The sequence below is a fragment of the Caenimonas soli genome (assembly GCF_013155545.1).
GTDB classification, from domain to species: Bacteria; Pseudomonadota; Gammaproteobacteria; order Burkholderiales; family Burkholderiaceae_C; genus Ramlibacter; species Ramlibacter soli.
In genome coordinates, this window is record NZ_JABJVV010000013.1 from 22796 (window position 1) to 43313 (window position 20518).

The following is a 20518-nucleotide window of genomic DNA, read 5'->3' on the forward strand; positions in this document are numbered from 1 at the left end:
CTCAGGCGTCCAGCAAGGCGCGGTGTTTCAGATGTCGTGCAAACACCTCCATGAACTGCGGATCGATCCGCGCCCCCCAGACGGCCAGCGCATGGCCGGCCATCCACAACGCGAGCCCGGGCAACCACAGCCGCAGGCCCAGCCCGACGGCGGCAGCCATCGTGGCGTTGGAAATCGCCACCGTGCGCGGCGCGCCGCCCAGTAGGATCGGCTCGGTCAGCGACCGGTGCAGCGGCACTTCGAAGCCCGCCACGGATTGCATGGCTTGCGCGTTCATCCGACCACCGCCCCGCCGCTGAAGCTGAAGAACGTCAGGAAGAACGAGGAAGCGGCGAATGCGATAGACAGGCCGAAGACGATCTGGACCAGCTTGCGAAAGCCGCCGCTTGTATCGCCGAAGGCAAGCGCGAGCCCCGTCGCGATGATGATGATCACCGCCACGATGCGTGCCACCGGCCCCTGGACCGAATCCAGGATCGACTGAAGCGGTGCCTCCCAGGGCATATTGGAGCCGGCGGCGTAAGCACCGCCCGCGAGCATGAGTAGCGCCGCGCCGAGCGCAGCGGCGCGCAAATGCGGGTTTACGGAAATACGTGAAGTCGTCATGGGGGTTCTCCGGGACTGGAAGTGAGGTCGGCCTCCGGCACCTCGGCCGGCAGCAGGGAAGGGTTGAGCACAGGGAAGTCCGGCACGAGCGGTGGCGACAGGTAATAACCCTGGGCGTCGAAGCCGGTCACGCGCACGATCTCCTGCACCCGGCGGGCGCGGCCGCGTCCGGCAATGAAGACGATCACGTTCACCGCTTCGGCGATCAGCGCGCGCGGCGGCGACACTGCCACTTCCAGAATGAGCTGCTCCAGGCGAGTCAGGGCACCCTGGGCGGAACCCGCGTGGATCGTTGCGATCCCGCCTGGATGGCCGGTGCCCCAGGCCTTGAGCAAGTCCAGTGCTTCGGGCCCGCGCACCTCGCCCACAACCACGCGGTCAGGCCGGAGGCGCAGGGTCGAGCGCACCAGCTCCGTCATCGACACGACACCGCGCCGCGTGCGCAGCGGCACATGATCGTCGGCCACGCACTGCAGTTCGACGGTGTCTTCGAGGATGATCACGCGATCGCGCGTCGCGGCGACTTCGTAAAGCAGGGCGTTGGCCAGCGTCGTCTTGCCGGTGCTCGTGCCGCCGGCCACCATGATGTTCAACCGGTCGCGCACGGCTTGGCGCAGGAACTCGGCCTGCTCCGCGGTCATGATGCGGTCGGCCACGTAGGCATCCAGCTTGATGAGACTCATCGCGCGCTTGCGGATCGCGAAGGCCGGTGCGCGCACAACGGGCGGCAGCACGCCCTCGAAGCGTTCGCCCGTTTCCGGAAGCTCGGCCGAGAGAATCGGCATCCCGGCATGCACCTCGGCACGTACGTGCGCTGCCACCAGCCGGATGATGCGTTCGGCATCGGCGGGCACGATCGTCACGCCGGTCGGCGCGCGGCCGGAGCCGAGCCGGTCCACCCAGAGCGAACCATCGGGATTGAGCAGAACCTCCACGACCTCGGGATCCTCGAGTGCGCGCGCGATCTCCGGACCCATGGCCGTGCGCAGCATGCGGATGCGGCGGTCCAGCGAAGTGGCCGCCGGCGACGCTTTTTTGTCCGGCAGGGAAGTCATGGCGGCTCTCCTGCGCCGCCGCTCCCGTTCAGTTCATTTTGGGGCGCAGCAAAAAACTGGCTTTGGTCCGGAACGATCTCTTCGTGAACTTCCTTGACCAGGCTGCGGCCCTTCAGGAGATGTCGGCCCAGTTGCGCGATGAACTGCTCGAAACGGGCGCGGCCCTGGGCGCGGGCGGCGTCCTGGTGCGCTTCCGGCACCGGCGTGCTCACGGTAAGGAAGTAGCGTACGTAGAGCGCCACGGTCTCGATCAGGATATTCTGGTCGCGTTCGAGCTTGCCGAATTGATCCGACAAGCGATCGAGCCGCTTGGCGATCGCGGCTTCGCGCCGGTCGCCGCTGTCGGGCGATAGAAAGGATGACAGCGCCGCTGCGATGATGGAAGACTTGGACAAGCCTTTCATGGCGGCGAGTTCATCCAGCCGCTTCGCGTGGTCGTGCTCCAGGAAGACGTTCAGCCGCGTGCGGCTCATAGCGCGATCCCATCATCGGGATCGAGAGCGGCCAGGCGCGCGGTGCGCGACATGCGCCGCTGGACCAGCTCTCGATCGGGCGAGAGCGCATCATCGTCATCCAGTACGACGAGGTCATCGCCAGGAGGCTCAAGCAACTCATGCACGCGGTCGTGCGCCAGCTCTGGCTGGAGTTGCAGACCACCGGCGTCCCTGAACTCGCCGCGGGTCTCCGAAGCCTCGTTCGGAGACCGCCGCAAGACGATTGCGAGTTCGCTCCAGTCATCCGACCGCCGGCTCGGCGCGTCGGCATAGGGACCGGTCGTCAACGCCGGGGGCGCGAGCACGCGCTGTTTGAAATTCGCGTCCTGGTAGTAGCGGATCTTGTGCGCCTGGATCGGCGCATGGCCAGACACCATCACCACCTCGTCATCCGGCGGCAGCTGCATGACTTCGCCGGGCGTGAGCAAGGGACGCGCGGTTTCCTGGCGCGACACCATCAAGTGGCCGAGCCACGGTGCCAGGCGATGACCCGCATAGTTGCGCTGCGCGCGCAACTCGGTCGCCGTGCCCAGCGCGTCGGAGATCCGCTTTGCCGTGCGCTCGTCGTTAGTCGCGAATGCGACGCGCACGTGACAGTTGTCCAGAATGGAGTGATTGGGGCCGTAGGCCTTGTCGATCTGGTTGAGCGACTGAGCGATGAGAAAGGCCCGCAGCCCGTAGCCCGCCATGAAGGCCAGCGCGCTCTCAAAGAAGTCGAGCCGCCCCAGGGCGGGGAATTCGTCGAGCATCAGCAGCAGCTGGTGTTTGCGCGCGATTCCGTCCGAGCCGTCGAGAGATTCGGTCAGGCGCCGGCCGATCTGGTTGAGCAAGAGGCGGATCAGTGGCTTGGTGCGGCTGATGTCGGAGGGGGGCACCACCAAGTACAGCGAAACTGGATAAGCACAGTCGATCAGGTCGGCGATACGCCAGTCGCAGCGGGAGGTCACTGCGGCTACCGTAGGGTCCCGATAGAGCCCGAGGAAGCTCATCGCGGTAGAAAGAACGCCCGAGCGCTCGTTCTCGCTCTTGTTGAGGACTTCGCGCGCCGCCGACGCTACGACCGGGTGCGGCCGGTCGGCAAGATGACATGACGTCATCATGAGATGCAGCGTCAGTTCGAACGGCCGGGCGGGGTCCGACAGGAAGTTGACGACGCCGCGCAAGGTCTTGTCGGCATCGGCGTAGAGCACGTGCAGGATGGCGCCCACCAGCAGTGCGTGGCTGGTCTTCTCCCAGTGATTTCGGCGCTCAAGCGCGCCTTCCGGATCGACCAGGATATCGGCGATGTTTTGCACGTCGCGGACCTCGTGATCGCCGCGGCGGACCTCGAGCAGCGGGTTGTAGGCGGCTGATCTTGAATCGGTCGGATTGAACAGCAGGCAATGGGAAAAGCGGGCGCGCCAGCCCGCCGTGAGTTGCCAGTTCTCGCCCTTGATGTCGTGGATCACTGCGGAGCCGGGCCATGACAGCAGCGTGGGCACGACCAGGCCGACCCCCTTGCCGGAGCGGGTAGGCGCGAAAGCCATCACGTGCTCCGGGCCGTCGTGGCGCAGGTATTCACTGTTTCGGCCATTGCTCACGCACCCCAGGAATACGCCGGCAGGGCGCGTCAGGCCGGCGCGAACGATTTCGTGCTGGGATGCCCAGCGCGCTGAGCCGTATGTGGTGACCAGTTTGGTTTGCCGCGCGCGCCACACCGACATCCCGATGGCCACTGCTGCGGCGGTGAGTCCACTGCAAGCCGCGATTGCGCCGCCCTTCATGAAGATGTCGGGCGCATAGGCGTCGAAGAAGTACCACCACTCGAAAAGGCGCCACGGGTGATAGATCGGCGTGTCGAAGAGTTCGAACCAAGCAGCTCCAAGGCGTGGCTGGTAGCCGAGTTGGGCAGCTGTCCATTGAGTGGCCAGCCAGACGCCCGAAGCCGCAACGCCGCAGACGGTGACGACCTGGCCGACAAGAATGCCAGTGGAACCGGAAACGGTCTTGGCGTTGACTACATGCACTTTTCTTCCCTGAACTCTTTTGAATTGCGTCGCGCTTCCGAGCGCGACGGGCGAAGAATCTCTGTTGCCAGAGGGCCGGTCAAAGACAGCAAACGCGAGGTCGAAGACTTGCCCTGTCTTAATGCGCAATCAGTAACAGACGGGCACGATCGGGCGTGCCTCAGCGCGAGTGAGAGTGGAGCGTTAAACACGATGCTCGTTACGAATGGCACATGTCTTTACGAAATGAACTGGGGTAATTCATCACCAAGAAAAAAGTGATTTCTTCTAGACGACCGACGGTCCGCGCTGCCTACCCAACTCCCATGAAGCACCAGCTCCGCGTAAGACAGCAGTCAGGGTTTGCCCGAGCCGTGATTCGATCACCGGCCGCCAGGGCACGAGGCTGAAGCCCATGCCATCCTCAAGCATTGCGAAGTTGCCGCTGGCGAGCAGCACTGCGCGGCGATAGACGCCGGTTACGCGCTCGCCATCCGCGAGTGGCCGATGCGCAAGACCGGTCTCTTTCTGTAGTGTTTGCCCCGCCATCTCGATATCCCGGCTGCGCAGAGTGGCCAAGAGATCTTGGGCGAGCACCACACGCTGGCTTCGCCGTTCCGCCAGCCCTTGTGACACCAGAAAATCCACTCGTTCCTTGAGCGCGCTCTTCAACTCGGCCCCGAAGCCACGATTGGCGACGACTCTCTCTCCGTCCAGCAACTGCTGGTCCAGCCAAGTCGCGCCGGTGACGCGTGCTTGGCGCTCGATCGGCAGATGGGAGCGCAACTCCACGAGGAAGCCGCCTCCGCGTTCGCTGTCGTACTGGCGACCTCTCTCTGCAAGGTTGGCGGGTACGCGCCACAACCCGTCCGCCACGCGTTCGACGACTCCTGATCGACGCAAGGCTTCGAGCCGGCGCACGTGGAATTCCACGTCTCGGGCCGCATCGCGCGCGGGCAAGGCAGCCTGGAGGTGCGCCACATGAACGTCGGTTCGGTACAACCCGTCCCGGGCCAGACCCGCGATGGTGTGGTCCGTCTTTCGAGCATCGCCCCCGCCGCGAACCTGGACGATGGCACCCGTCGGAAAGCTCTCCAGATCTGCGGCGACCGGCAGGCGCAAGTAGTGCGCGCGGCCGTCGATTCCATCCACCACCAGGTAGCCGCGCTCATTCAGTTCGTCCACGAGCCCCTTTCCGGCAATGCGCCCAACGACAGCAGCCGCATCGGCTATGCCGTTGGGGATCGCCAGCTCGCGTGATTCGCCTCGCAGAGCCCGCTGCATGTTCCGAACGATGTCGCCGCGCTCGCCCATGGCCCGCAGGGCGCCCTCGTGGACCGCGCTCAGCGTCCAGCGGCCCGGCGCCACCTGCCGTGCCAGTCCCATGGATTGCAGGCGTTGCAGGCGCCCGACGAGCAACGTTCGGCGCTGCCGTGCGGTGGCGTCCTGCGAATCCCGATCGAGATTGACGCTGCCGTTGTCGAGTGCAGATTGAAGCGCCCGATCCAGACTGGTCCAGCGCTCCTGATCAACCTCGCGGGTGAGGCCTTGCCGGATCTCGTGTTCCGTGCGTGGACCCAGCCACTCGGTGGCCAGCTCGCAGGCGCGCCGGCGCATGCCATGCGCTATGTAGTCGCGGGCAATGACGAGGTCGTTGCCCGTCTGGTCCTTGCCGCGCAGCACGACGTGGGTGTGCGGGTTGTCGGTGTCCCAGTGGTCCACCGCCACCCAGTCAAGGCGGGTGCCGAGGTCGGCTTCCATCCGCGACATGAGTTCCCGGGTGAAGGGCCGCAACTCCTCCAGCACGTTCGTATCTTCGGGCGACACGATGAAGCGGAACTGATGCCGATCACCCTGGCTCTGCTCTTCGAAGGCGGCGAGATCGGTCTTGTCGGTCGCGGGACCGTATCCCTGGCCGCGCTCCCCGTCGCGGCTTACTCCGTCGCGTTCGATGTAGCGCAGGTGCGTGCGGATCGAGCGCGCGCCCGCCTGTTTGAGCACAAACAGGCGAGTTTTGATGACTACCCGTCGCGAGCGCACGCCCAGCGAGCGGCCTGCGATCCCGGCGGCAACTTGGCCGCGCCCGAGCCTAGCGCCGGTGCGGGCAGCGAGAGAGCGCGTCGGCTTCCATACCTTGCCGCCCGCCTTGCTGATTTCCGTCAAGACACGGGTAAGGAAGCGCCGGTCCCCACTGCGTGGCGCACCTGGTTTGACCTTGAACTCCCTTTCGTCGCGCGCGCTCATGCCGACAGCTCCATCCCATCCGGAAGTGCCTGAGCGCACACGGCACGCGGCTTTGCGAGCATTGGCGCGGAAACCCGCTTCCATGCTGCACACCGTATGCGGCGGCGCGTGCCGCTCCCGCCCTTGTGCAGAAAAGGTCCGGAAGGCCGCACGGTGCCGTCCCCTTCTATCTTGCCCTCCGTCTTCTCCGGCCCCTGGCACGACCGGCGTCGACGTTCAGGCGGCGACGGTCTGCACGAGGGGCGCACACCGGCGTGCGCCGGCAGTGCAGCAAAACTGCAGGCGAGCGAGCAAGGCCGCGACAGCTTCATGGCGCGCTCCATTTCCAAAGTGGCACCGCTTGGCCGCGCACCGCCGAAGCCGGTAGCGGCCCAAAATACCGGCTATCGAAAGACGCGGGATTGGTAGTGCTGAGCAGGAAGAGCTCGCCGCTCTCCAGCTTTCGGCATTGCCGCCATACCGGCAGCGGACGGCCTTGCCGATCGCTGCGCAGGATGCGACCGGCAGCCGCTCCATCGATCAGCAACGCATCTCCCTTGACGCAGACATGCTGGCCGGGAACAGCCGACACCTGCTTCAATATCGGCAAGCCAGCGGGCAGGTAACCGCGTCGAGTTGCGAGTACGGCAGCATCCGGCGGCAATGTCGCCAAGACGTAATTGCCCACCTTCGCCGGCGTGGCGGGCTGTACGTGGTACCAACCCAGCGGCGCGCTGCTGCTGGCGTTGTAGACGAGGCGTACATCAGGCCGAAAGAGTGCGGGTGTCGCGGCGGCCGCGACACCCGCAACTGTGCATAGCACAAGCAAGACCTTGTTCAACGAAACACCTCGCCCGCAAGGTGCGCGGAATGCCTTTCGAGCGTGTATTCCGGCAGCGGTTCGCGCGCCGCGAGGCGGCCGTGCAGCAGCTGCCAATACGCGGGCGAGACCTCCGTGGGAGCGATGCCCAGGACCTCGATGCGGTCGATTATGTGCAGGACGCGCTGCACCTTGAGTTCGCCCGACACGTGCAGCAGGCGCTTCGCGCCCGGCAGCACGCCGGCCATGCGCTGCAATGGCTGGCTCGGTCGGCCGGCCTGCAGCACGGAGAGGTTCCAGACCGTCGTGCCGTAATCGTTGGCCAACCAACACACGCGGCAGAAAATCGCGTCCGGCAGAAAGTGCGCGGAGCTGCGCCAGCGATCCAGCACGAGCTCGTACGTGGGCTTTGCGAAACGCAAGCGGTTGTTCACGCTTTCGGGCACGAACGCCAGCATGACGCGTGTAAGGCTTCCAATCGGCGTAGTCACGGCGCGACCCTAGTGCGGGCGAATTCGCGTTCGAGCAGCTCGCGCAACATTTCAGCGACAGTAACGCCGCGCTCGAAGGCGATGACCTTGATGCGGCCTCGCAGCCCTGGTGTGACGTCGATCGTCAGCCGGGCCGTGTATTCCTGCGCCCTGCCCGGTGCGCCGGTCTGCTGCTGAATCCACGCTTGCGCAGCCGGGTCGGCGGCGGGGCGGCGCCCGATGGGCGCGCGCTGCGAACTCCTTCCGCTCATGGAACCAGCCGCCTGATTTCAGCTGCCAGGTCCGCGATCTCGCGCGCCGCAATGCCGTCCGGCTCGAGCTCGCGGGCAAGCCGGCCGGCAGCCACGCTGTCGGCGAAGATGATTCGCTGGCGGACCTCGGTCGCGAGCGCGGGCAGCGCCTGGTCGGCCAGCGCTTGACGTGCTTCCCGGCCGATGATTGTGCGGGCCACGCGCCTGTTGACGACGAAGGCAGCGCGCAGCGATGGCTTGAACACCCGCGCATCGGAAATCAGGGACACCATCTCGGCACTCGCCCATACATCGTAGGGACTGGGCTGCGCGGGAACCAGCACAAGATCGGCTGCGAGAAGCGCGGAACGCGCGAGTGCTGCGATCCGGGGCGGCCCATCGATGATGACGTGATCGACGGTCTTGGCCAGCTCTGGCGCCTCCTGGTGCAACGTCTCGCGCGCGAGACCGATCACTCCGAAGACTCTTGGTAAGCGGTTTTGGGTTCGGCGCTGGGCCCAGTCTAATGCCGAACCCTGGGGATCTGCATCGATAACGGCCACAGTACAGCCCGACAGGGCGAGTTCGCCAGCGATGTGCGTGGCCAGCGTCGTCTTGCCGACGCCTCCCTTTTGGTTGAGCAGCGCAATGATCATGGTGTTGCCGCGGCGCGCGCGGAACTTGTCCACAGCGGCCGTGCCTCTCTTTGAATCGTTATGAACCCAGAGTTAGAAGAGTTACCGAGGTCCGAAACCGTTGACTGGCGTGGGTTTGCGGACCGCCGATGCGCCTGATGGCACGAGAGGGTTGCGCCTGATAGCACGCGCCTGCCTGCGCCTGATGGCACGAGCGGATTCACTGCTTTTCCCCCGCGCTTCCACCGACTGCGAACAGTGCCGCCTCAGGCACGCTGTACGACAGGGGATGAAAGTGCAATGTGTCGCTGCGCCCGGTTGCACGGGTGACCGCGAGGCGATAGCCCGGCACTCCCTGGCGAATTGCAATGCGCCGGATGTCCAGTGCGAAATCAGAGAAGCGCGCCATGCTGCCGGATTTGGCATAGAGATGCCGGAAGTCGAACTGCCAGCCAGCGCGCTGGCGGCCGCCGTGCTTGCGCACGAGGCGGTATAGCCAGCGCTCGATGCCACCGCTAAGGCCGAAGTAGGCTGGATCAATCGTCAGCACCAAAGCCTCTTCGATCACGCCTGCGTAAAACCAATCCGGCAGGATCAGCTCGATCCCCTGTGGCCGGCCAAGCCGATCCGCGCACTCCTTCCACTCGTTGATCCATGAGAACCGGTGCATGCGCCGGCCTGGTGCCTGGCGGATCGTGGTCGCAATGCTGGTCGACTGAAGGCGGTCCAGCGCAGCCTTCAAGCGCAGGTAGTCGCGCAAGGAGGTGCCGCGTCCAATGAAGGTAAGGATCTGATAGGGCGTGGCCTGCATCAGGCGCGACGTGCGTATGCCTGCATCGCGCGCCTCGACGATCTGGCTGGCGGCCCAGATCAGTACGTCGGCGTCCCAGATGGTCGCCAAGCCGTGCTCGACAGTGCCTTCCACGCGCACCTTGACGCCGCCGGCCTCGAAATCGATCGGCTGAATGCGCCGTGACTTCGCCAGCGAGAAGAACGGCCATGCCATCAAGTCCTGGGCATCGCGGGGTGCCATGGCGCCCGGTAGTGCCCGGAACAGCTCAAGCTGCTCCCGACTCGGACCGGGCGAGATAGAAGCTGACATCGCCACTTTGCTCACCGGCCGGCGGCGCGCAGCGCCAAGTACTCTGGATCACAGGTCATCTCGAACGACCGCGCGTTGGCCCATGCCTCCAGGTCTTCGATCGCGTACATCACACGCCGGCCGAACTTGCGAAAGCGCGGACCACCGCCGATCACTCGCTGCTTCTCGAGAGTCCGCGGTGAAAGCCGCAGGAACTCGGCGGCCTCAGAGTTGTTGAGATAGCGGATCGAACGCTTGCTGGCGGGCTGAGCGGGTTGCGTGGGGGCGGTGGTCACTGAATCGGTCTCCGTCGGTGAAGATCGCCGGCGGTCCAAGTGCCGCCGGGCGCAGCCAGTCTCGGCGCGGGCGGGCGTTGTGAGGAGGGAGATTCCACGGGCTGGTGTTCACCTCCCTTCGGACGACTTGGAAATCAAATCGCGATATCCGCCGTCGACAAAGGCGCGTGCGCGCCGGAGCAGATGGCGAACTCGTGCCCGCAGCTCGCTGTCGGGGTTCCAGTTCTGGACCACCGGCTCGGCACCATACACGTGTCTTGCAATCTCGCGTTGCGAGGTGCCGGCGGCACCGCCGTCGAAGGCCTGTAGGGCACGCTTGTGCAGCAGTGCGAGGCGCCCGGGCCGCCCGGACACAGCAGGGACCGGTGTCCTTTTACCGGCCGCAAGCCGCCGATGCCGTTCGACGGCTCGCGAGGCCTCGTCCATCTGGGCGCCTGGACTGATAACAAAGTCAAACGGCGCGCCGTCGCGAATGTCCTGCCCCAGCGCGAGGTGCAGTGCCTCGCCATCCGCGGATCCCGTGAACAGCGTGTGTCGGCCGTCGTGGACCAGGCGCTTGGCGCCGGGAATATCCCAGAGACTGAAGCGAGGCGCGACCTCAAGCTCGTCCGGCATTGGGTGGGCAGCCTGTAGGCGAATCCTTTGATGGCGTGCCAGGCGCCATACAGGCCGCGCGAGGCGTGCATCGAGATTCGGATCCTCGAATACTTCGAGATGCCACCGCGACACCGGGTCACAGTTTTCACGGCTCCGCTGATTCCAGTCGGTGCGGTACTCTTTATTGCGCCGCAAATATTCCCAAGCCAGTGAAGGCCCGTCGAGTCTCAAGACGTACAAGTATCCCGCCAGCGCCTGCCAGCTCATTGTGTCCGCTGTGATGATCCATCCCCTGATAGCCACTCCCACGGTCAGAGCGAATTTCAGGCGCGAATCAATGTTTTGTGAAAGCGGCGCCCCCGTGGAGCCTGAAATCAGTAAAACGCATTTGTGTCTTTGGGGAAGGCGTAGCCTGCCCTCCAAATTGCGGTTTGCCGATTCGAGGAGAGGCGGATCATCTCGCCCCAAAATGGCGTGGACCTTACGCCGTTGTATTCTCTTGAAACCAAGACTCGGCGGGTCTGAATCGGGACGCCAAGTCGCTGAAGTGGCTTGGCCCCAAGTTCAGCGTCAGTCGTTGATCGATCCATCCGCGCGCGCCTGCGCAGCGTATTCGCTGAGGCGCCGCTTCGGCTTGAAATGCAAATCGCGTTGCACGGGCAACTTGTTCGGGCCTTGCATTGCCTCGAGGTCGGACAGCTTGATGTGAGCGAGTTCCGGCGCGCCAAGACCTACGTCACACAGGCCATAGGCGGTGTCGCCGTCGACAGGGTCCACTTCCGCCAGGAGCCAAGTCGCATGCGCGTCGGGTGTGAAGAGTTTGACGACGGGGTATGGGTCGCCACGCTTGCCTTGAGCGGCGGCCCTTCCATTGGCTAGGAGTTGCTGTCTCTGTTCGTCTGTGATGAGAGCCATGATCATCTCCCCGAAAGGGCAATTTCGTGGTGCTGACTCGCGACCGTGTATTTGCGGATGCCAGCAAAGGAGCAAAAACGGATCCACTGAAGCAGGGAGAAAAGGCGAAGCGCCAAAGCGCAAACGGCCGAATCCGTAGACGCGCCGAAAGACGAAGTCGTCAAGGCGATGAATCTCATAAGCCCAGAAGCGGAAGGAAAGAAATGCGGGTTCCAGGAAAAGCGGTATTGCACAGAAACGCAGATACGGCCATCAGGAAAGCGCTAAGAAGTGAAAAATGAATCCTATAGATTGTAGCCCTATGAGATTCATTCAGTTGTCATCGACGTTCGCACCCAAACGAACAAATGACCGAGAAGAGCTCTTTCGCTGCGGCCCTGAGGATGACCCGGAAAGCCCGCGGTTTGAGCCAGGAGGCTTTCTCGGATGTGTCCAGCCGCACGTATCTGAGCTCGCTCGAGCGAGGGCTCAAGAGTCCGACGCTGAACAAGGTGGCGGAGCTGTGCGCGGTCATGGAGGTCCACCCCCTGACGCTGTTGACGCTCGCGTACGCAACTGACAGCAAGGCCATCGACAAGTTGTTCGCCCGACTGCGCGAGGAATCGAACACCGTGCTTGCCGCGAAAGCCGCGCGGGAACCCTAGCTTTCTGGGCTGTTGCGCCGAGTGCGAAGTACGGTTCAAAAGAAAAGAGGCGCCAGCCGCCGATTGGCGGCCGGCGCCTCGGTAGCCTACGCCACGATTCGTCCGATCATTCGAGCTTCTCGTGCATAGACGCTGATTGGCTTGCCGCCGAGGAAATGAAGGTCACGCTCGACTGCCAGCCCCAATCGGCCGCGGACGGCGGCGAGTTCTGCCAGGCTTACATAGCCCAGCTCGGGAAAGCCCAGACCCAGGTCGCACAAGCCGAATGCGCGGTCACCGTCGTCAGGGTCAATCTCAGTGAGCAGCCAGGTCGCGCCGGCGTCGGGGGTGAACAGCTTCACCACGGGGGGCGGATCGAAGCGATCGTTTTCGACGGAGAGGCGGCCGTTGGCCAGCAGCTGCGCGCGCAAGTCGTCGGGTATGAGGTTCATGATTGCAATTCCTTCAATGGACGCTCCCGATCGGAGCGCTGCGATCCGGGCGCACGCGCATAGCGCGGCAGTCACACCCCCAACACGGTCCGGTGCGGGCCGGGGGTTGACGGCCGTGCGGCGTGCGCCAAGCTGCGCTGCTTGTCCGATGGGAATGCGGCCATGAAGGGACGTGGCAATTTGTGACCGCAGATGATCTGCGAAGCGGATGGATCCCGAAGAATCGACGGTGGCCGATCAGGCGCAGCCTGGTCGGCGGGCGTCCAGGGGCGCCAAGCCCGCGCGGCGGGGATTGGCTTTAGCCAGTCCCCTGCTGGAGGCGAGCGACGCCCGCAGCGCCAACAGGCGCGAAGGCGTCAGCGGATGGAAGCCGTTCGGGGGAGATGACGCCAGGCGGCTCGATGCGCAGCACGACAGCGCGCCCGGCCGACGTGCGCGAGCCACTATGATTTGGCTCGTCAACATGAGTTGGGCTAGAAGAAGGGTCGTCGAAATGGGGATCGATATGGACTGGGTCGTTCGGCTCGGTCGCGAGGAATGGCAGCGCTTCACGTACGAACGCTCTGAGGGCAGTCCGCTGCGGTTACTCGGCAGCGTCAGGCGGGGTGCCGCCATTGGTGCGCTAGCCGCGGACTTAGACGGCAACTATCTGCAGGTCAACGGAGACCACGTCAGTCCGTTGAACAACGCCCAGCTACGCCGAGCCGTGGCTGTTGCCAAAACGGCCGACTGGACTCCGACAATGCCCGCCCGACATCGGCAATCGCGAGTGCCGGTCGTTGTGATCAAACGCAGGCGCGTGCTGCCTTCGACAGACGCTGCGAAGGTCGCCGTTTCTTAGCTACGCTCTACGGCCTGCGTCAAAGCGCTGCAGTCGCAATCAAAGAGCCCGAGAACGCCCCGCTGCACGGGCGGGGCGTCGGAGCTGCGACGTTCAGTCGTTCTTGCTGCGCGACCAGATCAGGTTGTGCGCGCCGTCTTCGCCTTCGACGAGGCGGGCATAGATGGTGCCCGGGAACGACGGGTCATCCAGGGTCACCGACAGGTAAGGGCGCTCCGCCTTGCTGACCTTCTTCCAGGCCGCGCCGATCTCGTAGTTGCCGCCGGCCTGTATGCGATAGTCCGGGGCGTTCTCGCTTTCCTTGTCGTTGGGGACGAACTTGACCTTGACGTTGAGCGTCAAGGTGCGAACGGTGCCGGTGAAGCTGTTGCCTTGGGCGGTGAAGGTGCCGATGTGAGCCATGATTAAAAAGTCCTTTCGTGTTGAACCAGGTCGCGACCATCGCGGCCTTGGCGTGATCCGTAGAGGCGGGGAGCCGGGCGCGCCGCACCGCGCAAGCGGCCGCAGCGCAGCGGAGGACGGGAGGAACGAGAAATTTGTTTCGCGAGGAAGGCCGCAGGCCGGGGAAATTTGTCGGGTCGGACGGTTGCGGCGCATAAGCCCGAGGCGAAGCCGTCCCCACGCCAGGATTCACGACAAATACAAGGCCGCTGTGGTTGCGGTCCTGCGGCGAAAGGACGCATGGCCCAGGCACCCGGATCTTGGCAATGGTGCTGCGGCGCCCAACCTGATGCGATCCAGGTCCCGGTTGGCCCGACAAGGCAGAGCGCCCCGCCGCGTCGAGGCGGCAAAGCTGATCGGTGTTGAATGGAAAGAGCAATGTGGACGGGCTGTCGGTAAGCCACCGTCGTCTTGGGACAGCATGCCCGCCAGTGTCGGAGGCGGCGCGGCCGTCCACCACCCAGCGCAGCAAAGCGTGTCGTAGTCCGGCGCCCCGCCCGTGCGGCGGGGCGCGATTCTTTTCAGCGGGCAGCGTGCAGGGCATGAACCTTGGTCGCAATGCGCAAGTCCATCGAAGCGCGTCGCACCACCACCAGAGTGACGGTGGCGTCGCAAACTATCTCGTGGTCATCGTGGGCTTGGACGCAGAAAGTCGCGCTTCGCTCGCCGACCGATTGAATCCATCCGCTGAGTCGCAGCGGCGATCCCGGCGGGATCGGCGCCCGATGTGCAATGCGGATAGCGCGGCCCACCACCATTTCGATGAGGGGATCAATATGGTGATGCATCTCCCGGATGCAGATGGATTCGAGCACCGCAACGAGGTAGCCGGTGGCCAGGCATTCGATCATCTTCTGCGCGTATGCACTCCCGTGCGGCAGCCGCGCAAATAGGGACCGTGCCGTTTGATCGGCCGGCACCGTATAGGACTCTTCAAAAAATATCTCGCTGACGCCTTGGTGATTCATGAAATGGTGGTGATGGTTGAAGAAGGCACTGTGATCAGCCGCTGCCGGGTGATCGGTGCTCTTCGATGCTCGCGTGATCAGCACGCGCAGCCAACCTGCTGCGGCGTGCTCAGGCGTAGGAGTGCTCGCAGTGGAGCGCTCCAGCTGAATGCAAAACGCGCGCGGCAAACCTGCCGCGCGCGTCGCGCCGAATAATGCGAACCCCGGCGAAAAGCCGGGGATTCGGGTGTTTAAGCCACAGCGTCTAAAGGCGCATGCTCGTCAGGGTGCACGCTCTCTGCGGCTTCGACAGCCGCGACTTCCTGCGGCTCGCGAAGCATTGCGGGCAGCCAGCCGGTGTCCGCTGCCAGTCGCTCGGCTTCGGCGGCAATCTCGCCTTTCTTGAGTTTCGAGAGCCGATTCGCCTGTTCAGGTGCGAACACCTGCACCGCTTCCAGCGCCTTGGCTTTGGACACATGCTCGAAATACCCGGCTGCGGTCGGTGTCCACCACGCGTGCATGTCCAACCCGACCGCCCGCGCCAGCGAGGCGGCAGGCATGCAGTTCTCGCGCGTGGTCACGGCATCCACGGTGCAGGCCACGCATACCGCTAGCAGGGACAGCAACTCCTGCTGCGGGAACGCCAGCAGTTCGGCGAACAAAGCGGCTGGATCATCGGGCAGGCGATTGGCCCAGACCTCCCGGACCTCGTGCAAGCCCGCCGCCGCGGGGGATTCCGCGATCTCGGGCGCATGCGCTTCGAGCCCATCCTGTGGCGTCGCTTCGATGTTGATCGGTTTCTCCCCCAATCCGTAAGCCTTGCACACAACGCGCAGTGTGAGGCGATGCACGACTGCCACCAGCGCGACGTGCGGATTGCTCGCCACCTCTGCCTGCAAAGCGGCGGTTCGGTGTGCGCTGAGCCGCTTCGCCAGCTTCTCCGAAATTCCGGATCTCCCCGGCTTCTCCACCTCTTCCCCGGCAGCGCTTCCCAGCGCACCGGCTTCGTGCCGCTCCTGCGCCTTCAATACTTTCGCTTGGCCGTCGCGCAGCAGCCCGCGATGAACCACGACACCGCCCAGATGATCGACCGACACTACGGCACCGGCCAGCGTCAGGACTTCGGGGGCATAGCTCACCATGGATTGCTCGATGCCGTCGAGCTCGGTGCCGAGGGCGTCGATTTCTTCCTGCAGCGCCTGTGCTTCCGTGTCAGACAGGTCCGTGGTCGAATCATCGAGCCGGTCCAGCAGTTCGCTCTGCTTGGCCTCCAGCTTGGCGATGCGCTTGGCCTCGGCCTTGGTCGGCTCGCGGCGCGCGCGCCGAGCGCGCTGGAACGCATGCAACTCCGCGTACGTCGCGCGCGGCACCACCTCCACCCAGCCCCAACCCTCGGCGCGCACTTGGTCGGCGAGAGCGGCGAGCTTGTCTCGCGCGAGCCGGTCCAGCAGCGCGGCATCCGTCAGGTAGATACCCTGCTCCTCGTCCGAGAACAGGTCCCGGCGCATGCTTCCACCCGCTGCCTCATAGGCTTCGACCCCCACATAGCGCGCCAGCGCATCTCTGCCCGCCTCAATCTCCTCATGCGTCAGGTGATCGCGCAGCGCCTGTGGGCTGCGCTGCCACTGCGGTGACTCGTAGAAAGCGGCCTCCTGCGCTGCATGGTCGTCGGTGATGGCGAGCGCCATCAACTGCTCCAGCGTCACGGCATCGGCCCGGTAGTCGGCCAGCAGGCGCGGCGAGACGTTGGCGAGCTTGAGTCGCCGCTGCACCACCAGCGGCGTCACGCCAAAGTCGGCGGCGATGTCCTCGATGGGGCGGCCCTCGGCCACCAGCGCCGCGAAAGACTCGAACTGATCCGCCGGATGCATCGCCTCGCGCTGCACGTTCTCGGTCAGGCTCACGGTGCGCGCCGACGCATCCGGCACGACTAGACAAGGCACTTCATGGTCCTTCGATAGCTTGCGGCGCTTGACCAGCAGCTTGAGCGCGGCCAGACGACGTCGCCCGGCCACGACTTCGTAGAACTCACCATCGCCAGCGAGCACGACATTGAGGTTCTGCAGCAACCCGACGCGGGCGATGGACGCGGCCAGCTCCGGGATCGACGAGCCACCGCCCGTGCGTACGTTGCGCGCCGATGGCCTCAGCCTGGACAGCGGAATCAGCAACAGTTCCTGCCCCGCCGCGACAGCGGCGGCAGTAGTAGCAATAGCGGTGGTTTCGTGAAGCGAAACGGTGTTCATGGTGAAAAGCTCCTGCCCCCTTGCGAGGGCGTTAAGAATGAAAAGAGACGGAAAAAAATCGGTCGTGATCTACGGTTTCGTTGTCTGCATCCGCGGCTCTCCTGGGTTTCCAAAGTCAGCCGGATTCCAAGATTCGGAGCCCGGTCTGGCTTCGGTGGGGTCGGCGCAGTGACCTGGGCCGGTCGCCGTTGCCGCCGTCTTTCCTGAGTTCATCGCCCGCGAAATAACCGGGTCGGCGGGGACTGGCCGTCAAGGAAACAAGCGCAGGGTTGGGGCGGCCCACAGCCGCAGGCGAGGACACGGCCCTGTGCTCCTTGACGGCCAGGCAACGCCGGCTACGGTCGCGGGTTCAGCGATGAAGGAATGGAAAGATGAAAACTCCGCCAACGGGCAAGTCGGCGACGAACCTACGCCGCGCGGCGAGCGCCCCCGCGTGCGCAGCACGCCTGGCTGGAGGGTGACCAAAGCGCGCAGCGCGACATCGGCCCTTTGCACTGGCCGATCAGGCGCAGCCGTGTTCGGCGGTATCGCGGGGCGCGAAGCCTGCGCGGCGGGGCGGGCTGAAAGCCGACCTCTGGAGTGCGCCGCAATATCCAGCGTCGACCGCCGGCGAGCAAAAAGGGGGCTGCGCCCCCGGGACTACAACAGCCCCTTCTCCGCAAAAGACAAAATGTCCGCACCCGCCACGATCAGGTGATCCAGAACCCGGACGTCCACCAGTGCCAATGCCGCCTTGAGCGTCTGCGTCAAAGCTTCATCCGCACGCGACGGCTGGGCTGCACCGCTCGGGTGGTTGTGCACCAGCACCACAGCGGCGCTGTTGCGGGCCAATGTCTCCTTGACCACTTCGCGCGGATAGACCGAGGTCTGGCTCACCGTTCCACGAAACATCTCCACGTACTCGATTACGCGGTTCTGCGAATCCAGATGCACGACGGCAAACATCTCGTGCTCCAGGCCAGCAAGGCGCACCCGCAAGAAATCCCGCACCGCCTGCGGTGAGGAAAAGATGTCCGTGTTGCGCACCCGGCTCAAGAGCAAGCGCTGTGCGGCCTGAAGCACTTCGTCGGCCTGGGCCGGACGGTAGGTGCCCGCAACGTCCTGGACGAAAAGAACGGAAGAAGGGAAGGAAGAGAAATCGTGCGACATGGTCGGCTCCGTGATCCGGGCGGGATTGCCCGAGACCGGCACCAACACGGCGCAGCGAGTTGTCAGGGTTCGAAGACGGCCGCCAGGACGCAAGCGCACAAGCGAAGCGCCGGGCGCGCAGACCTTGACCACGAGAACGGCGTGGTACTGTGAAGGGAACAGCGAGACTGCCCCCCGCCCTCCAATGCCTGCGGCAAGCGCAGCGCGCAGCCAGCGAAGCCGGCGGAGGCGTCAGGGATCAAAGCCGAATGGCCGCGACGACAAGGCGCGGGGCAAAAGCCCGCGAGCCCGACGGCGGAACGCCGGGACGCTTGAATCAGTTCGCGGGATCTTATTCCGACAAGCAAGAACGCCAGGGAAGCGAATCTGGAAATCTTTCACTCGAGCAACTGGCGAGGGTGGGGCACGACTTCATCAGCCCCTACAAAGCACCGGCGCGGCGCAGGAAGTCTGATGCGCCGACGCGTTTGATGCGCAAACCGCGAATTAGCCCATGACCTGGGCGACGGCGGCAGCTGCGCCTTGCTTCGAGAGTTTTCTGAGGGCATCGATCCTCGGCAGCTGGCTGGCACGCGGTTTGGCTGTGCCAGCTTCCCAGTGGTAGATCGTCTGTCCCGAAACGCCGAGCAACGCGCCCGCTTGAGCCGCTGATAACCCAAGCCGCTTCCGGTGGGTTGCGAATCCTTTCGAGCGAAAGCGAAGACCAGTTCCCGCGGTCTCCTGATCTTCCGCTGCCGCATGCGCGGCCCTTGCGCCCCTCGAGGACTTGCGGTGCAATTTCTCTAGACCGGCGACTTGACGCTTCAAGGCAGCGATCTGACTGCGGTATTCGGTCGATTGCTTCTTTAGGCTTTCCGTCGCCGCTCGGATTTCTTTGCGAGCAATGCGAGAAATTTCGGCCTTGAGGATGGAGGCGATGTTCGGCATGGCCGCGATTGTGCCCGTTCCCGATGCCACCCCTGCAAGGGAGTAGAACTGGCCGGGCCTTACCAGGGACCTCCGATAGAGAAGGCCCATGGAAGTCCGTAGCCGCCGCGCTTGCCGCCGGGACGGCGATGCGCGAGCCTTAGAGGCTCGCACGCAGGGGTTCTGAGCCGGCCCACAGTGTCACCCTCTGTACATCAGCACAGGGAGGGCACATGTCATTTCCGGGTCAGAAGGGAGCGATCGAGTGGTATCGCAACTTCGAGGAGCAGCGGCGCTACCGGACCGAATCCGTCGGTCGAAGAGAAGGACAGTCTCGCCGACTGCCGGGTCCGGTCTCCCCGAACAGGGGCACGGGCGACCTCCTGTTGGGTGCCGTCCGCCCGATCGTTCGCAACCATCGGACACTCGACGTAACTGAAAGGGACCCGCTTGACGTTGCATAGCAGCTCGTACGCGATCGTGCCTGCGGCGCGAGCCACTGCGTTCACATCGACCTGCGCGCCCCACAGTTCGACCGAGCTGCCGATCCCGGCGGCGGGCAGCGTCGTAATGTCTACCATGAGCATATCCATCGATACTCGGCCGACAAGGCGCGTGGGATGGCCGTCGATCGCCACGGGGGTGCCGGTCGAAGCGCTGCGCGGGTAGCCATCGGCATACCCAATGGCGACCAAGCCCACGCGCGTCTGCCGCTGCGCCACATAGTCGCCGCCGTAGCCCAGCGCATCGCCGGGGCGCAGTGTGCGCACGGCGAAGATCTCGCTGGTCAGCGTCATCACGGGGCGCAGGCCGTTCGTCGCGTGGGGCATGGGTTCCACGCCGTAGAGCATGATGCCGGGACGCGCCCAGTCGCGCCGGGCATCGCTCCAGCCTAGCACGCCACCCGAGTTGCACAGGCTGTGATCGCCGGACAGCCCGGCCGTCGCCGAGTCGAAGACGGCGATCTGGTGTGCGGTCGCGCCATGGTTCGGCTCGTCGGCACGGGCGAAGTGCGTCATGAGCGTGATCTCCGACACGCTGCCGCTCGCCCTCAAGCGCGCATAAGCGGCGGCGACCTCGGCCGGCGCGAAGCCTGCACGGCCCATACCGGAGTCGACCTTGAGCCAAACGTTCAGGTTCCTGCGTCGACCATCCTCGAGCATGCGCAATTGCGACTCCTGGTGCACGACGGTCCACAGACTATGGATGGTCGCGAGTTCCAGTTCCTCGGCCTGGAAGACACCTTCAAGCAGCAGGATCGGTCCCCGAATGCCGGCTTCTCGCAGAGTCAGGGCCTCCTCCAGGAAGGCGACAGCGTAGCCGTCGGTGACTCCGGAAAGCGCGCGGGCGCACTGCGTCGCGCCATGTCCATAGGCGTTGGCCTTGAGCACTGCCAGCGCACGTCCGCCGTGCAAGCGCCTGGCCAGCGCGTAGTTGTGCCTCAGTGCCTTGAGGTCGATGCGGGCGTGCGTGGGCCGGGCCATG

General features: G+C 64.7%; 23 protein-coding genes. 2 read left to right on the plus strand and 21 right to left on the minus strand.

The window, feature by feature from the left end:
- Window position 1 precedes the first annotated feature (1 nt).
- The 14 genes from HNE04_RS19335 to HNE04_RS19400 all read right to left on the minus strand — a co-directional run bounded on the left by HNE04_RS19335 (window position 2) and on the right by HNE04_RS19400 (window position 11434).
- On the minus strand, window positions 2–262 hold the full coding sequence (locus tag HNE04_RS19335; RefSeq protein WP_172223126.1) for a VirB3 family type IV secretion system protein: 261 nt from the start codon (window positions 260–262) through the stop codon (window positions 2–4).
- Between the two features lie 11 nt (window positions 263–273).
- Window positions 274–606, minus strand: coding sequence for a TrbC/VirB2 family protein (locus tag HNE04_RS19340; protein WP_172222785.1), 333 nt, complete (start codon window positions 604–606; stop codon window positions 274–276).
- Window positions 603–1661, minus strand: a complete 1059-nt coding sequence (gene trbB / locus HNE04_RS19345) for a P-type conjugative transfer ATPase TrbB (protein ID WP_172222787.1) — start codon at window positions 1659–1661, stop codon at window positions 603–605. Before trbB ends, HNE04_RS19340 begins: the two co-directional genes overlap by 4 nt.
- Window positions 1658–2134 carry a ribbon-helix-helix protein, CopG family gene (locus HNE04_RS19350; RefSeq protein WP_172222790.1) on the minus strand — a complete coding sequence of 159 codons (477 nt, stop codon included), beginning with the start codon at window positions 2132–2134 and terminating at the stop codon, window positions 1658–1660. The genes trbB and HNE04_RS19350 overlap by 4 nt, the downstream gene beginning before the upstream one ends.
- Window positions 2131–4161: a conjugal transfer protein TraG gene (locus HNE04_RS19355; protein ID WP_172222793.1), complete on the minus strand. Its 2031-nt coding sequence runs from the start codon at window positions 4159–4161 to the stop codon at window positions 2131–2133. Before HNE04_RS19355 ends, HNE04_RS19350 begins: the two co-directional genes overlap by 4 nt.
- Before the next feature lie 267 nt (window positions 4162–4428).
- The gene (locus tag HNE04_RS19360) at window positions 4429–6384 is read right to left on the minus strand and encodes a relaxase/mobilization nuclease and DUF3363 domain-containing protein (protein WP_172222795.1); all 1956 of its coding nucleotides are present in this window, start codon (window positions 6382–6384) and stop codon (window positions 4429–4431) included.
- A gap of 307 nt (window positions 6385–6691) precedes the next feature.
- Window positions 6692–7204: a conjugative transfer signal peptidase TraF gene (gene traF / locus HNE04_RS19365; RefSeq protein ID WP_172222798.1), complete on the minus strand. Its 513-nt coding sequence runs from the start codon at window positions 7202–7204 to the stop codon at window positions 6692–6694.
- Window positions 7201–7641 (minus strand): DUF2840 domain-containing protein, encoded by a 441-nt coding sequence (locus HNE04_RS19370; RefSeq protein ID WP_235965191.1) that lies wholly within the window; start codon window positions 7639–7641, stop codon window positions 7201–7203. Before HNE04_RS19370 ends, traF begins: the two co-directional genes overlap by 4 nt.
- A 29-nt stretch (window positions 7642–7670) precedes the next feature.
- Window positions 7671–7925 carry a ribbon-helix-helix protein gene (locus tag HNE04_RS19375; RefSeq protein WP_172222800.1) on the minus strand — a complete coding sequence of 85 codons (255 nt, stop codon included), beginning with the start codon at window positions 7923–7925 and terminating at the stop codon, window positions 7671–7673.
- Entirely contained in the window at window positions 7922–8560 is a 639-nt protein-coding gene (parA, locus tag HNE04_RS19380) for a ParA family partition ATPase (protein WP_172223129.1), read from the minus strand. The genes HNE04_RS19375 and parA overlap by 4 nt, the downstream gene beginning before the upstream one ends.
- Window positions 8561–8759: 199 nt before the next feature.
- Window positions 8760–9641, minus strand: a complete 882-nt coding sequence (locus tag HNE04_RS19385; RefSeq protein WP_172223132.1) for a replication initiator protein A — start codon at window positions 9639–9641, stop codon at window positions 8760–8762.
- A gap of 11 nt (window positions 9642–9652) precedes the next feature.
- Window positions 9653–9916, minus strand: a complete 264-nt coding sequence (locus tag HNE04_RS19390) for a helix-turn-helix transcriptional regulator (protein WP_172222803.1) — start codon at window positions 9914–9916, stop codon at window positions 9653–9655.
- Window positions 9917–10024: 108 nt separating this feature from the next.
- Window positions 10025–10780 carry a DUF2285 domain-containing protein gene (locus HNE04_RS19395; RefSeq protein ID WP_172222806.1) on the minus strand — a complete coding sequence of 252 codons (756 nt, stop codon included), beginning with the start codon at window positions 10778–10780 and terminating at the stop codon, window positions 10025–10027.
- A 303-nt stretch (window positions 10781–11083) separates the two neighbouring features.
- Window positions 11084–11434: a DUF2958 domain-containing protein gene (locus tag HNE04_RS19400; protein ID WP_172222808.1), complete on the minus strand. Its 351-nt coding sequence runs from the start codon at window positions 11432–11434 to the stop codon at window positions 11084–11086.
- A 341-nt stretch (window positions 11435–11775) separates the two neighbouring features.
- Between HNE04_RS19400 and HNE04_RS19405 the strand changes: the two genes are divergently transcribed.
- Window positions 11776–12072, plus strand: coding sequence for a helix-turn-helix domain-containing protein (locus HNE04_RS19405; RefSeq protein WP_172222811.1), 297 nt, complete (start codon window positions 11776–11778; stop codon window positions 12070–12072).
- A gap of 86 nt (window positions 12073–12158) precedes the next feature.
- Here the strand turns inward: HNE04_RS19405 and HNE04_RS19410 are convergent, their stop codons facing one another.
- Window positions 12159–12503 (minus strand): DUF2958 domain-containing protein, encoded by a 345-nt coding sequence (locus HNE04_RS19410; RefSeq protein ID WP_172222814.1) that lies wholly within the window; start codon window positions 12501–12503, stop codon window positions 12159–12161.
- A 208-nt stretch (window positions 12504–12711) separates the two neighbouring features.
- Between HNE04_RS19410 and HNE04_RS19415 the strand changes: the two genes are divergently transcribed.
- Window positions 12712–13344, plus strand: a complete 633-nt coding sequence (locus HNE04_RS19415) for a hypothetical protein (RefSeq protein WP_172222816.1) — start codon at window positions 12712–12714, stop codon at window positions 13342–13344.
- A gap of 93 nt (window positions 13345–13437) precedes the next feature.
- On the opposite strand, the gene HNE04_RS19420 is transcribed toward HNE04_RS19415, so the two are convergent.
- The 6 genes from HNE04_RS19420 to alr all read right to left on the minus strand — a co-directional run bounded on the left by HNE04_RS19420 (window position 13438) and on the right by alr (window position 20517).
- The gene (locus HNE04_RS19420; protein WP_172222819.1) at window positions 13438–13746 is read right to left on the minus strand and encodes a DUF736 domain-containing protein; all 309 of its coding nucleotides are present in this window, start codon (window positions 13744–13746) and stop codon (window positions 13438–13440) included.
- Between the two features lie 560 nt (window positions 13747–14306).
- Complete coding sequence (locus HNE04_RS19425) at window positions 14307–14837, minus strand: thioesterase family protein (RefSeq protein ID WP_328700366.1); 531 nt, start codon at window positions 14835–14837, stop codon at window positions 14307–14309.
- Window positions 14838–14983: 146 nt separating this feature from the next.
- Entirely contained in the window at window positions 14984–16978 is a 1995-nt protein-coding gene (locus HNE04_RS19430; RefSeq protein WP_172222822.1) for a ParB/RepB/Spo0J family partition protein, read from the minus strand.
- Between the two features lie 639 nt (window positions 16979–17617).
- Window positions 17618–18127 carry a RadC family protein gene (radC, locus tag HNE04_RS19435; RefSeq protein WP_172222824.1) on the minus strand — a complete coding sequence of 170 codons (510 nt, stop codon included), beginning with the start codon at window positions 18125–18127 and terminating at the stop codon, window positions 17618–17620.
- A gap of 486 nt (window positions 18128–18613) precedes the next feature.
- The gene (locus HNE04_RS19440) at window positions 18614–19054 is read right to left on the minus strand and encodes a helix-turn-helix domain-containing protein (RefSeq protein WP_172222827.1); all 441 of its coding nucleotides are present in this window, start codon (window positions 19052–19054) and stop codon (window positions 18614–18616) included.
- A gap of 215 nt (window positions 19055–19269) precedes the next feature.
- Entirely contained in the window at window positions 19270–20517 is a 1248-nt protein-coding gene (gene alr, locus HNE04_RS19445) for an alanine racemase (RefSeq protein WP_172222829.1), read from the minus strand.
- Between the last annotated feature and the right edge of the window lies 1 nt (window position 20518).

Bases quoted from the DNA above. Each gene is read 5' to 3' on its own strand.
- HNE04_RS19335 (WP_172223126.1), bottom strand. From the start codon at position 262: ATGCAATCCGTGGCGGGCTTCGAAGTGCCGCTGCACCGGTCGCTGACC.
- HNE04_RS19340 (WP_172222785.1), bottom strand. From the start codon at position 606: ATGACGACTTCACGTATTTCCGTAAACCCGCATTTGCGCGCCGCTGCG.
- trbB (WP_172222787.1), bottom strand. From the start codon at position 1,661: ATGACTTCCCTGCCGGACAAAAAAGCGTCGCCGGCGGCCACTTCGCTG.
- HNE04_RS19350 (WP_172222790.1), bottom strand. From the start codon at position 2,134: ATGAGCCGCACGCGGCTGAACGTCTTCCTGGAGCACGACCACGCGAAG.
- HNE04_RS19360 (WP_172222795.1), bottom strand. From the start codon at position 6,384: ATGAGCGCGCGCGACGAAAGGGAGTTCAAGGTCAAACCAGGTGCGCCA.
- HNE04_RS19370 (WP_235965191.1), bottom strand. From the start codon at position 7,641: ATGCTGGCGTTCGTGCCCGAAAGCGTGAACAACCGCTTGCGTTTCGCA.
- HNE04_RS19375 (WP_172222800.1), bottom strand. From the start codon at position 7,925: ATGAGCGGAAGGAGTTCGCAGCGCGCGCCCATCGGGCGCCGCCCCGCC.
- parA (WP_172223129.1), bottom strand. From the start codon at position 8,560: ATGATCATTGCGCTGCTCAACCAAAAGGGAGGCGTCGGCAAGACGACG.
- HNE04_RS19385 (WP_172223132.1), bottom strand. From the start codon at position 9,641: ATGTCAGCTTCTATCTCGCCCGGTCCGAGTCGGGAGCAGCTTGAGCTG.
- HNE04_RS19395 (WP_172222806.1), bottom strand. From the start codon at position 10,780: ATGAGCTGGCAGGCGCTGGCGGGATACTTGTACGTCTTGAGACTCGAC.
- HNE04_RS19400 (WP_172222808.1), bottom strand. From the start codon at position 11,434: ATGATCATGGCTCTCATCACAGACGAACAGAGACAGCAACTCCTAGCC.
- HNE04_RS19405 (WP_172222811.1), top strand. From the start codon at position 11,776: ATGACCGAGAAGAGCTCTTTCGCTGCGGCCCTGAGGATGACCCGGAAA.
- HNE04_RS19410 (WP_172222814.1), bottom strand. From the start codon at position 12,503: ATGAACCTCATACCCGACGACTTGCGCGCGCAGCTGCTGGCCAACGGC.
- HNE04_RS19415 (WP_172222816.1), top strand. From the start codon at position 12,712: ATGGATCCCGAAGAATCGACGGTGGCCGATCAGGCGCAGCCTGGTCGG.
- HNE04_RS19420 (WP_172222819.1), bottom strand. From the start codon at position 13,746: ATGGCTCACATCGGCACCTTCACCGCCCAAGGCAACAGCTTCACCGGC.
- HNE04_RS19430 (WP_172222822.1), bottom strand. From the start codon at position 16,978: ATGAACACCGTTTCGCTTCACGAAACCACCGCTATTGCTACTACTGCC.
- radC (WP_172222824.1), bottom strand. From the start codon at position 18,127: ATGTCGCACGATTTCTCTTCCTTCCCTTCTTCCGTTCTTTTCGTCCAG.
- HNE04_RS19440 (WP_172222827.1), bottom strand. From the start codon at position 19,054: ATGCCGAACATCGCCTCCATCCTCAAGGCCGAAATTTCTCGCATTGCT.
- alr (WP_172222829.1), bottom strand. From the start codon at position 20,517: ATGGCCCGGCCCACGCACGCCCGCATCGACCTCAAGGCACTGAGGCAC.